This window comes from Neopusillimonas maritima (assembly GCF_003576595.1).
Taxonomy (GTDB): Bacteria; Pseudomonadota; Gammaproteobacteria; order Burkholderiales; family Burkholderiaceae_B; genus Neopusillimonas; species Neopusillimonas maritima.
Window position 1 is genome coordinate 361,949 of sequence record NZ_NQOU01000002.1, and the last position, 11,813, is coordinate 373,761.

Annotated in this window: 10 protein-coding genes; all 10 read right to left on the reverse strand. The window is 50.5% G+C overall.

Annotated features, from left to right (window positions below):
• Positions 1-32 precede the first annotated feature (32 nt).
• Positions 33-740, reverse strand: a complete 708-nt coding sequence (locus CJO09_RS06745) for an ABC transporter ATP-binding protein (protein ID WP_119441675.1) — start codon at positions 738-740, stop codon at positions 33-35.
• A complete protein-coding gene (locus tag CJO09_RS06750) occupies positions 733-1,515 on the reverse strand; it encodes an ABC transporter ATP-binding protein (protein WP_245961252.1) in 783 nt (260 codons plus the stop codon). The genes CJO09_RS06745 and CJO09_RS06750 overlap by 8 nt, the downstream gene beginning before the upstream one ends.
• Positions 1,512-2,552, reverse strand: coding sequence for a branched-chain amino acid ABC transporter permease (locus CJO09_RS06755; protein ID WP_119441676.1), 1,041 nt, complete (start codon positions 2,550-2,552; stop codon positions 1,512-1,514). The genes CJO09_RS06750 and CJO09_RS06755 overlap by 4 nt, the downstream gene beginning before the upstream one ends.
• A complete protein-coding gene (locus CJO09_RS06760) occupies positions 2,545-3,438 on the reverse strand; it encodes a branched-chain amino acid ABC transporter permease (protein ID WP_119441677.1) in 894 nt (297 codons plus the stop codon). Before CJO09_RS06760 ends, CJO09_RS06755 begins: the two co-directional genes overlap by 8 nt.
• A 75-nt stretch (positions 3,439-3,513) precedes the next feature.
• Positions 3,514-4,698 (reverse strand): ABC transporter substrate-binding protein, encoded by a 1,185-nt coding sequence (locus tag CJO09_RS06765; RefSeq protein ID WP_119441678.1) that lies wholly within the window; start codon positions 4,696-4,698, stop codon positions 3,514-3,516.
• Positions 4,699-4,767: 69 nt separating this feature from the next.
• Positions 4,768-6,288: an AMP-binding protein gene (locus CJO09_RS06770; protein ID WP_119441679.1), complete on the reverse strand. Its 1,521-nt coding sequence runs from the start codon at positions 6,286-6,288 to the stop codon at positions 4,768-4,770.
• Entirely contained in the window at positions 6,281-6,805 is a 525-nt protein-coding gene (locus CJO09_RS06775) for a (2Fe-2S)-binding protein (protein WP_119441680.1), read from the reverse strand. The genes CJO09_RS06770 and CJO09_RS06775 overlap by 8 nt, the downstream gene beginning before the upstream one ends.
• Complete coding sequence (locus CJO09_RS06780) at positions 6,802-7,620, reverse strand: FAD binding domain-containing protein (RefSeq protein ID WP_119441681.1); 819 nt, start codon at positions 7,618-7,620, stop codon at positions 6,802-6,804. Before CJO09_RS06780 ends, CJO09_RS06775 begins: the two co-directional genes overlap by 4 nt.
• Positions 7,617-10,622, reverse strand: coding sequence for a xanthine dehydrogenase family protein molybdopterin-binding subunit (locus CJO09_RS06785; protein ID WP_245961253.1), 3,006 nt, complete (start codon positions 10,620-10,622; stop codon positions 7,617-7,619). The genes CJO09_RS06780 and CJO09_RS06785 overlap by 4 nt, the downstream gene beginning before the upstream one ends.
• Before the next feature lie 99 nt (positions 10,623-10,721).
• A complete protein-coding gene (locus CJO09_RS06790) occupies positions 10,722-11,603 on the reverse strand; it encodes an AraC family transcriptional regulator (protein ID WP_119441683.1) in 882 nt (293 codons plus the stop codon).
• Between the last annotated feature and the right edge of the window lie 210 nt (positions 11,604-11,813).

Consider the following 11,813-nt stretch of genomic DNA (forward strand, 5'->3'; position numbering starts at 1 on the left):
CAAAAAGTTAAATAATTAAAAGTAGGCAGCAGTTAAACAACGATAATTTTATCCAGCGCCTCCCGGTCCTGGACTGAACCAGCATTACCATGCATAACAACCTGACCGCGTTCAAGCGCATAAAATCTGGTTGTCACCGTCAAGGCCCGATGGACATTCTGCTCAACGAGCAAAATAGGCATACCATCAGCTTTGAGGCGCTCAATAATGGCAAAGATTTCATCCACAATAATGGGAGCCAAACCTTCTGTGGGCTCATCGATCAATAAAAGTCGCGGCGCTCCAACCAAGACCCTAGCAATGGCCAGCATTTGCTGCTCCCCCCCCGATAACGATGTGCCCATTTGCTGACTGCGCACCTGCAACTGAGGGAACTGGTCATATACCCGAGCCATGATTTTGCGACTTTCACTAGCTGACCGTCGCGGCGACTGCAACAAACCTAATCGCAAATTTTCATCAACGGTCAAACCTGGAAAAATGCGTCTGTCTTCTGGTACCAGCCCGATGCCCAACCGACAAATACGGTCAGAAGCCATTCCATTTAAATCACTTCCGTCGAATCGAATAGTGCCACTCGAAGGCTTTACCCAACCAGCGACGGTTTTAATCGTGGTTGTTTTGCCAACACCATTCCGACCACATAGCAATACAACCTCACCAGGCTCGACTGACAGCGAGACCCCTTGCAAGACATGGCTCAAGCCATAGTAAGTATGTACATCATGCAACTCAAGCATCTCGCCGCTCTCCAAAATAAGCCGTCTGTACTGCAGAATTGGCTCTCACTGCTTGTGGTGTTCCCTCGGTCAGTTTTTTGCCTTGAGCCATTACGACCACGTGATCGGAAAGGCTCATAACCAAACTCACATCGTGCTCAACCAGCAACACCGAAACGTCGCCCGCCAAAGATTTAATCAATTTAGCGGTCTCCTCAGTATCCGCATGTGACATACCTTGGGTTGGCTCATCCAAAAGAAGCAGTTTTGGATACGACGCCATGGCTAACGCAATCTCGAGGCGCCGCTGCTCACCATGCGACAAATAACCTGCCAATTCGTAGACCTTGTCTTCCAAGCCAAACTGGTCAATAAGCTCTTCAATACGACGACCAGCCTTTAAACTACGAGACAGGGGCAGAAAAGCATGTCGAGCCGGCTCAAGCGCCTGCGCCGCCAACCGTAGATTTTCAATAACTGATAGCTCAAAAAAAAGTTTGGTAATCTGGAAGGAGCGTGACAACCCTCTATGCAACAATTGGTTGGGCGACATACCAGTTACATGCTCACCATTGAAAAAAACCGTACCATGAGTAGGAGAAATTGCACCGCTGACCAAATTGAAAAGCGTACTCTTGCCTGCGCCGTTTGGACCTATCAGCGATACGATGTCTCCGCGACGCGCCGTAAAGCTTACTTGGTCAACAGCCTTGAGAGCGCCAAACGAAACCGACAATTCGCTTACATCAAGAATAATATCGTTATCAGACGACGCCATAGAAACGATTGCGCTCATGCTGCCCTCCGATTGCGCTCATGGCGACTCTGAATACGCGCTTTCAAGTACCCAATAAGTCCTGCGGGAAAGAAAATAACGGAAATCATGAACAACACACCGATGACAATAAGGTGATGCTCCGTAAACGAGCCGATGACAGATTTCAGTGTAGTAAGAATCACGCTACCGTACAGCGGCCCCACCAAAGTGCCTATACCGCCCAGAATAACGGTAATGACCGCGTTACCCGAAGTATGGAAAAAGAGCAGCTCAGGCGAGACGAAGCCTCGCAGCATCGGATACACAGCACCCGACAGCGCCGCCACATTGGCAGCAACGACAAAAACCATAAGCTTGTAGCGTTGGGCACTAAAGCCAAGAAATGGAACCCGGTCTTCATTAGCTTTGATGGCTACAGTCATGCGCCCGAACGGCATGCGCAACAAAGCCTCCAAGCCAAAATAAAACAGCATAATGAGCACGAGTACCAATAAGAAGAACGCTACTGGATCGTTACTGTTGACGACAAACAGTCCAAAGTTGATTGTGACGATAGGTACACCCATGATGCCGTCTGATCCACCTAGTTCTTGGGTGTTATAAACCGCTTTGGCAATCACCTCTGCTAAACCAAAAGTAATAAGCGCAAAATAGACACCTCTGGCTCTAATGGCAATAATTCCGGCAACCAAACCAACCCCACTGGAAACCACTAACGTAACCAACAAAGCCAGCCAAAACGAAGGCATCACCGTTTTCAGAACCAGTGCCGATACGTAAGCCCCCAACCCGAAGAACAACGCATGCCCTAGCGATAAGAGTCCGGCATAACCCAGCAATAAGTCAACACCCATTGCTAGACCACCAAACAGCAGAGCCTCAGTCGCCAATCGAAAGAAAAATACGTCATCAACTGCATAAGCAATTGCGGCAAATACCAGCGCCAGTACGATGAATAGATAAGCAAAACGCCTGAGAATATTACGCGCAATTTCTTCAGGTTGTTTTAATGCAGAGCGCCGGACTGCAGAAGCAATAGCAATTGAATCAGGCATGACCAAGCCTCCCGAACAGACCTTGTGGCCGCAGCATCAAAACAACAACCATGACGGAAAAAACCAGCGGTTCGGACCATGATGGTGAAATATAAAGGCTGGACAATGACTGAATCTGAGTCAGTAATAGCCCGGCGATTAGCGCTCCTTTGATGCTACCAAGACCGCCGACAATAACCACAGTAAAGGCCATGAGAATGAAGTCTTTGCCCATAGTTGGAAATACAGAATAAATAGGCGCAAGCAACACACCCGCAAACCCTGCAAGCGCAACACCAAACGCAAAAGTACCGGCATAGACAACCGACACAGGCACTCCCAAAGAAGACGCCATATTTTTATCGAACGCGGCAGCGCGTACCATCGCGCCCAAGCGGGTTTTGTAAACAACCAACCACACTGCAGCAATGATCAGTGCGCCAATCGCCATCATGAACAACCTGTAGTTCGGGAAAAAGACACCTAGAATTTCGCTGACACCACTAACAGGTGTATCAATAGAATAAGGTTGGGGGCCAAATACCAGTTTGTAGACATCCTCAAGCACAATGGCTAAGCCAAACGTCAATAACAAAGTAAGCATATGCCGATCACGTTGATGAAAGACTCGCTGAATGAATAACCGTTCAGTCATGTAGCCTAATGGCGCCATAATGAGCGGGACCAGTACAAGAGCAATCCAAAAATTGACGCCCAAGGCCAGCAAAGTTGCGCCAACATAAGCGCCCAAAGCATAGAATTCACCATGAGCCATATTGATGACATCAAGTAGGCCAAAAATAATGGTCAATCCCAACGCCATTAGAACTACCGCAACACCAATAGAAAGACCATTGATTATTTGCGGAGCATAAACAAACTGCAAGGTATCGACGAAGCTACCCATAATGGTGATTCCTTGTGGGAACCCGGTCCGACGACGACAAAGCCGCCGGACTGGTTATGCAGAGGAAAAAGGAGATTAGAAACGTGTGCAGGTGTCAGGCCCCAAGGCATCTTTGGCGGCCACTTTACTCAATACGTTGAACTTGCCGTCCTGAACACGCGTTACGTACATGTCTTGCATGGCTTGGTGGTCACCGGCACGCATGGTTTTCATACCCTGAGGCGTCGACCACTCCAAGCCTTCCATAGCAGCACGAACTTTGTCTGTTTCGGTGCTTTGAGCCTTTTCTACAGCAGCTTTATAGAAATACATCACACCATAGGAATCAGCACCATAAAGATCTGGCAACGCCTTATACTCAGCTTCAAACGCCTTTACAAAGGTTTTATTGGCTGGAATATCCAAATCGACGGAATAACCTACGCCAGTGGTGAATCCTTCGGCATTCTCCCCGATGGCTTCCATGTTTTGTGAGGTTACCGTACCCGACGCCCCTACGATGGTTAAGTTGCGGCTCAAGCCATATTCCGCTAGTTGGTTGAACAAGCGCACAGTATCGTTACCCGCCACCGACGTATAGAGAACGTTAGGTCGAGAAGCACGAATTTGCCCGAAAAAAGGCGAATAATCCTTGTTACCTAGCGGTGCAAACACTTCACCTACTGTTTTGGCACCCCTGGCTTCGGCAGCGCTTTTGAACGCAGCCACCGTACTGCGACCCATTTCATAATCGGGCCCCAGATAGAATACTTGAGCATCGGGGACAGCCTCACTCAACCATGCAGCCAAAGCGGCCGACTGCTGTCCCGCCTTCGCATTAACACGAAAAACATTAGGCGAACATTTATCGCCAGTAATCGCGTCGGAGAATGAAACTGTGGTGGCAATGAGACGATCGTTGCGTTCGGCTACCTGACCAACGGCCAGCGTCGACGCAGAGTTGACCGTACCAGTAAGAAAGTCAACCTTTTCAACCTGAAAAAGCTTCTCGGCTTTGGGCGCAGCTACCGCTGGATTAGCCTCTTCATCTTCAAAAAGCAATTGAATCTGACGCCCCATGATGCCGCCTGAAGCATTGATTTCTTTAGTTGCCAGCTCGATACCCCAACGCACCTGCTGACCCAAACTAGCATACGTTCCTGACAAAGGCGTCACAACACCGACTTTAATCGGATCCGCCGCTAAAGCGGGAGTAATGGCGGCAAAACCTGCGATAACAACACTTGCTAGCGTGCCTTGAATAAATTGAGTCTTACGCATAATGTCTCCTAATTATTGGACTGTCGTGGATAGGGATCCTATTTCAATCGAATCCGCCCATGACATTTACTACTCAAGCTCATACTCACTAGCGACAAGCTTGCGACGTAAGAGCTTGCCAACCGGTGAACGGGGAACTTCTTTAACAAAAATATAGGTTCGGGGGCGTTTAAAATTAGCCAAACCAGAGGCTCGACAATGTGCGTCAAGCGCCTCTTCAGTCACAGGGCTGACGCGTTTGATGAAAGCAGTAACCTGCTGACCCCAACGCGGATCCGGTAAACCAACTACTGCCACTTCGTCAACAGCTGGATGCAGAGAAAGTAAGCTTTCAATTTCGACTGGTGAAATGTTTTCACCACCGCTGATAATCATGTCATCGGTGCGACCCGTTACGAATAAGTCACCCTCACCATCGATATACCCGGTGTCGCCGCTGAAATACCAACCATCAATTAAAGCTTTAGCGTCAGCATCAGGCCGGTTCCAGTAACCTTCGAATGACTCATCTCCTGCCAGGTCAACAATAATTTCGCCCTCTTCGTGGGGTTTAGCGACGGCACTTGGATCTTTCGAATTCAAACGTACGACCCGAACGCGTTGATTAATACCCGCCTTACCCGCGCTGCCAGGTTTGCGAGCCGCATTTTGATCAATCGTAAAGGTATACACCTCGGATGAACCATAGTGATTCACAAACAGTTCTGGCAAAAAAGTCGCAACCAGTTTCTGTACTAGGCCTTCATTCATTGGAGCACCGGCAAAACCTAACTTACGCACCGACGACAAATCGGTATGCACACAATCTGGGTGTGCCAACATGTCGTGATACAGAGTGGGAACCAAGTACAAATTGCTAATGCGTTCGGCTTCGATAGCGGCCAGCACGACAGCCGGATCGAACTTGGGCACACAAACAAAGCAACCATCAATTAGGGCCATAGCCAGTAACGACCGTACCCCCATAGTGTGATACAACGGCATAATGCCCAACGTACGCTCATTACGGGCATACAAGTTTTGCGCAACATGCGCCAGGGCAGCGGCTCGCTCGTGACGGTGCCGACGAGGTACCCCCTTGGGCTTGCCTGTCGTCCCTGACGTGTAAAGCATCAACGACCAGTCGTTGGCGTCGGCGTTCAATAATGACGGAGCCGGCGCAGCTACAAGCCACTCTTCGAAGTTCGCAACACCGGGCGCAATTTCACCCACCGATAAACGGTTAACTCGAGCAGCCAGTTCTGAGCCGGCAACGGCATCAGATGAAACATTCTGGAATATCAAAAGCTTAGCGCCACAGTCTTGTAGGCAATAATCGATTTCATCAGGCTTGGCTCGCCAGTTCAAAGGCGTCACAATAACCCCTAGAAACTGGCAGGCCCAATGCAAAGTCGCCATTTCCCATCGATTCTGTAACACTGTCACGACATGGTCGCCCCTTCGCAGCCCAGCAGCATACATCGCCCCGGCCACACTTCGGATACGTTCAAACCAAGCAGCATAACTAAGCCTAACAGGCCCATCGACGATGGCAGTTTCGTTAGGACTACGCTCTACTGAAGCCAAAAAACTGCGACCTAGATCAAACATTTTTGTCTTCCATCCTTTTACCGTTTTGACGGGTAGCAACCACCTCGAGTACGGCATCAACAATATTGCGATAACCGGTACAGCGACATAAATGCCCCGAAAGCATCTCTTTGACCTGACGCTCATTTGGGTGCGGTACTTGACGCAAATAGTGATCACAAGACATCAGAATACCGGCGGTGCAGTAGCCACATTGCAAAGCGTGATGACGCTGAAACGCCGCTTGCAAATCGGACAAACAACCCTCTGCAGAATCTCCCATGCCCTCTACCGTATCGACCTTGCACCCCTGAGCCTGAACCGCTAGAAGCAAACAAGACCGAACGGCAACGCCATCGACCTGAACCGTGCAAGCTCCGCATACCCCATGCTCACAACCCACATGCGTTCCAGTTACACCCAGCTCATGACGCAAAAAGTCCGACAACAAAGTACGCGTTTCGGAATATGCTTGACGATCAACACCGTTCAGCGTTAACTCCACACTCACCAATTGACTTTCTTTGTAATGCTTCATGCCATCGCCCCTTCAATCAAAGTCCGGCCCAGCTGACGCACTAAATGCCGTCGATAATGAGCGCTAGCGTGTGTGTCACTCTGTGCATTCAGACTCCAGGCAAAATCATTAATGGCCAACTCAAGCTCCTCGCTGGCTAACCGAGACCAACGTGCGGTGCGCGGCCGGTCGGCCACGCCACCCACCGTTAGTTCAACATGCGCGCTATCAACAATGGCTGCAATCGCAACCAAAGCGAAATCGCCATGACGCATAGACACTTCGTCGAAGGCGTACTGTATGCCCGGGCGTGCCAATGGGAACCTGACCTCCTGAATGATCTCGCCGGGCTGCAACGCGGTTGTCAACATACCCTGGAAAAAAGCGTCAGCCTCGACAACACGTTGGCTCGAAGCCGAACGTAGAACAACCGACCCTTTAAGAGCGACCAAACACAAAGGCAACTCCGCACTGGGGTCAGCATGGGCTATAGAGCCACAAACAGTGCCATGATTACGAATTTGAAAATGGGAAATAAACGGTAGGACTTGATACAACAGCGGCGCGTACTGAGATAGTTCGGGCCATTGCTCAAGCTTCGCCTGAGTCGCAGCGGCACCAACAACCAGCTCATTGCCTTCGGTACGCACATAATCCAATTCTTGACACCGTGAAATATCAAGTAGCACAGCGGGTTGCGCAAGACGAATATTGAGCATTGGCATTAATGACTGCCCACCGGCCAATATGCGGACCTCTTCCCCATATTGACCCAACACTTTGAGTGCCTCATCAAGCGTTTCGGCACATACGTAATCAAAACCGGCTGGCTTCATTTTCGTACTCCTAACCAGTTAAGCAACCTTTTCCATGAAAAACTCGGCGCCCCAGGAATCAATTCACCTTGGGCTTGACGACCCAATTGCTCGAAAAGCTGACGCAAAACAATGCGTGCGGCGCCCTCAAGCATGCGCGACCCAACTGCGGCGACTTTGCCGTTAACGGATACACCATAGTCGTAATGCAACCGAGTTCCGCCTTCGTGTGGTTCAAGACGTACCCGGCCCTCACCCTCGGCCGAGCCCAGAGAACTCACCCCGCTTCCGCCCAACGACAAGGAATGAGGAGGGTCCAATTCACTTAAGCGGATTTCAGCGACGTAACGGGCCTTAACCAGCCCAACCCCCAACGTGACTTCAGCCTGATAATGATTGTCCGCAACCTGAGTCAAGCTATGGCAACCGGGAACAACGCGGGCGAGGGCCTGAGGATCGAGCAAAACATCGTAGACTTGCTGTGGAGGAGCCTCAAGATCTACCGAACCCGACATATTCATCGCAAGCCCGCTACGATTAGAGTCAACAACCGGTGATTCGGCCAACGTGTCCAGCCCCGCCCGGGGGGGGGGGTCGTCGATCGACAACAAGTTAAGCACGCGCGATGGTGTTAATGGCAAACGAATATCAGCTACTCCCAACGCGTCCGCCACTGCATTGGCAATGCAAACCGGGGTACTCATATTGTTACCCTCTCCGATACCTTTACTTCCAAGCGGAGTGAATGGTGACGGCGTTTGCATATGCAAGATACGTAGATCAGGTACCTCGCAACAGGTAGGGACTAAATAATCGGCAAACGTGCCGGCCAGAAAGCTACCGTCATCGCCATAAGTAAACTCTTCCATCAGTGCGGCCCCAACCCCTTGGGCGAAACCACCGCGCGTCTGACCGTCTGCCAGGGCGGGATTCAGAATTGTGCCGGCGTCATGCAAGCTGACATAACGATCGATACGAATTTTTCCAGTCACACGGTCAACTTCAACCCCACACATATCGAAAACAAGGCCGTACACCGCAGAGCTATTAATCATGTCATTGTCATCGGGCGCCGTCAGTTGTGGCGGCGTCCAGAACACCGTCTCACGTAACCCTGGCGTCATCCCTGGAGGCAAGGTACCAGGAGCCCAATGCGCCGCACCGGCCACACGATGAAAAGACAGCTTTTCTGCTGGGTGCGTAGTAGCGTAAATTTTGCGGTCGGCAAAAACCAACTCGTCCGCACTCACGTTCAACAAGTTCGCAGCAATGCCGGCTAACTTTGTTCGCACTTTTTGGGCGGCGAGATGGGCCGTACCCGCGACTGCTCCCGCAAAACGGCTTGAATAGTTTCCAGCGGCAATCGACCAGCTGTCTTTCTGTGTGTCATGCTCCGTATTGACCGTAATATCCGCCGGATCAAGCCCAAGCTCATCGGCAACAACTTGGGCTATCACAGTTCTATGGCCCTGTCCCTGAGGAATTGAATCAATCAGAACACTGACACTTCCTAACCCGTCAATGTTGATAGTGGCACTTGTGATGGCGCCATTCTTCAGCCCAGCTTTGGCCCGCTCTTTCGGCGTCATTGCGGTCGTGATGTAGCCCATGTTGGAAATAGACGGCTCTACGATGGCAGCGTAGCCAATCCCGTACAAGCGACCTTCACGGCGCGCCTGATCTCGATGCTCGATTAACTCGGCTAGTCCTCCTTCGGTCTCTATCTGACGCAAAGCTGCCTGATAGTTTCCCGAGTCATACAGCGCGCCAGCTGGTGCCCGGTATGGAAATGCATCTGCATCGAGCAGATTGCTACGAATGACCTCGAGTGGATCAAGGCCCAACTCAGCGGCCACTCGTTGGACAAGGCGCTCGAGCGCAAAATACATTTGTGGACCGCCAAACCCTCGCACCAAACCCGAGGGCGTCTTGTTCGTAAGAACCACACGATTGCGCGCAGCAACGTGTTTAATTTTGTATGCGCCGGTTAGCATGCCATGCATACGATAAAAAGTTGCGGGCTCGGGGGCCCTCAAGTATGCGCCGCAATCATCAATCTGATCGTACTTCAAGGCCAAAATTTCGCCATTAGCTCTTACAGCAGCTTCCAGCGTGGTAACGCGGTTGGTGGCGGACACGGACGCCTGCAGATGCTCCAGCCGATCCTCAACCCATTTAACCGGCGCGCAAGCTTTGCGAGCGGCTAAACACAACAACACAACATAAGTCGATACTGCCTGCTTAGTACCGAAGCTACCACCTGAGTCGCGTGGAGAGCGTAACCGTAAACGCGCACCAGAAACCTTCAGAGCCCTGGCCATAACAGGATGCAATGCGAATGGCCCCTGAAAGTTCGATAAAACGTCGTATCCTTTCTGGTCTGGTAAGTGCTCGGCCACGACAGCAAAACATTCTATGGGCGTACAGGAGTTCCGTGGATATTGGATTTTCAAACTAACAACTTGATCGGCGGCAGCAAAAGCAGCATCCGGATCGCCATAACAAAAATGGCGATCATTCACCAAATTAGACCCTACTGCTTCGTGCAACACGGGAGCGTCATCCAACAATGCGGTCTCTGGATCCACTACAGCCTTGTGCACCCTGTACTGAACCCGGATAAGATCAAGAGCATCTTCCGCGACATAACGTGATTCGGCCACGACAACCGCCACCGGCTCACCTACATACCTAACGCGATCAACAGCCATACACCAGTGCTCCATAGGCTGGCGTACGCCTACGGCAAACGGTGCCGCCCAGGCCTTGACATCGTCTCCAGTCAAAACTGTGCGCACACCAGGCACGGCTAACGCAGCACTAGTATCAATTGACTCGATCTGAGCATGTGCGTGTGCGGAGCGCAAAATTGCAGCATGCAACGTTCCAGGCTTTACTCCTAGATCATCTACAAACTCTCCACGTCCGGTCAGTAACGACGAGTCTTCTACACGGAGTACCGGGCGCCCAAGATACGTCGGTGCATTTGTCAGTATTTCTTCCTGGTTTGTAGCCTCAACCACTTGTCTCGCTCCTTCCAAACTAGACTCCCTTCACGGGTAGTTGTTGGAAAAAGTTTAAGTGTGAGACACCAAAGAAGTGTTATCGGGGAGTCTGACGATTTACCGCTGAGTCTGATTTTTTATTGTTGCAGAGGACTGCGCAAGAACATCGACCACCTTACGATACTGACTGGGCGTCGCACCGATGTGTTGATGAAAGAAACGGGTGAAGTGGCTGGGAGCGCTAAAACCCAATGTTTCAGAAACATGCGTTAATGAATCTTCCATTTGCGCAACACGCTGAATGGCGGCCTCCATACGCAATACATTGGCGTACACAATAGGAGTCAAGTTAGTGGACTCCTGGAACAATTTGAAAAAATGAGCACGTGATAGACATGCCTGCGCAGCCAATATATCAGTATCCAATTCAGCACCAATGTTGGCTTTGATGTAAGAAATAGCTCTTCTTATCCGGTGATCCGGAATGGCTCGCAAAGTAGCACACCCACGTAAATTGAAGGCACGCCATTGCGAGAACGACTCGATAACCGCAATCATAAGATTGAAAAGTCGCTCTTCCAGCTCGGGACCAGCCAATTCAGCACCGTAAAACATTTCAGCTGCCAGCGTACTCGACAGACTTCGCAATGCGGGCGACATAGCAACCCCCGACATAGGGAAAAAGCCCGGAGTTCCGCTAGTGATAAACGCTTTTTCTATGTCGATAAGCCAAGCCGACTCAATATACAAACCCAAAATAATGGTACGTGGCGCATTCGGGCGATGCATGTAGGCGTGAGGTTCCCATGAATTGATTAGGACAATATTATCGTCAGTAAGTGGGACGGTTTTGTCTTGCACCGAAAAATAGGTATCCTCACCGCCCGCTTTGATTAAGACGTGACATTGCGAATGAGCATGCGTAACCAGCGGTCGGTCCATATCGAGTAGAGCGATCCGCCCAAACTTGCCTTGAAATGCACGAATAGCAACAGACATGAATGTATTAAAGTTATACGGCACTCTAATATAAGAGTTTTGATCCTAGCTGGAATCAGGATATACCATTAACGCTTAAAAACGAAGGATACGCCTACACACTGCTCTAATCGGCATAGGAAGCAGTTCTAGTGAACTGCTCCCCTGCCACACCACCCAGTATGCGGGTCCGCACCGGGCGGTTCGAGAAGTTGAGGTTAAGAAAGTCTG

Coding starts and splice junctions, on each gene's coding strand:
- CJO09_RS06745 (WP_119441675.1), bottom strand. CDS start 740: ATGCTTGAGTTGCATGATGTACATACTTACTATGGCTTGAGCCATGTC.
- CJO09_RS06750 (WP_245961252.1), bottom strand. CDS start 1,515: ATGAGCGCAATCGTTTCTATGGCGTCGTCTGATAACGATATTATTCTT.
- CJO09_RS06755 (WP_119441676.1), bottom strand. CDS start 2,552: ATGCCTGATTCAATTGCTATTGCTTCTGCAGTCCGGCGCTCTGCATTA.
- CJO09_RS06760 (WP_119441677.1), bottom strand. CDS start 3,438: ATGGGTAGCTTCGTCGATACCTTGCAGTTTGTTTATGCTCCGCAAATA.
- CJO09_RS06765 (WP_119441678.1), bottom strand. CDS start 4,698: ATGCGTAAGACTCAATTTATTCAAGGCACGCTAGCAAGTGTTGTTATC.
- CJO09_RS06770 (WP_119441679.1), bottom strand. CDS start 6,288: ATGTTTGATCTAGGTCGCAGTTTTTTGGCTTCAGTAGAGCGTAGTCCT.
- CJO09_RS06775 (WP_119441680.1), bottom strand. CDS start 6,805: ATGAAGCATTACAAAGAAAGTCAATTGGTGAGTGTGGAGTTAACGCTG.
- CJO09_RS06780 (WP_119441681.1), bottom strand. CDS start 7,620: ATGAAGCCAGCCGGTTTTGATTACGTATGTGCCGAAACGCTTGATGAG.
- CJO09_RS06790 (WP_119441683.1), bottom strand. CDS start 11,603: ATGTCTGTTGCTATTCGTGCATTTCAAGGCAAGTTTGGGCGGATCGCT.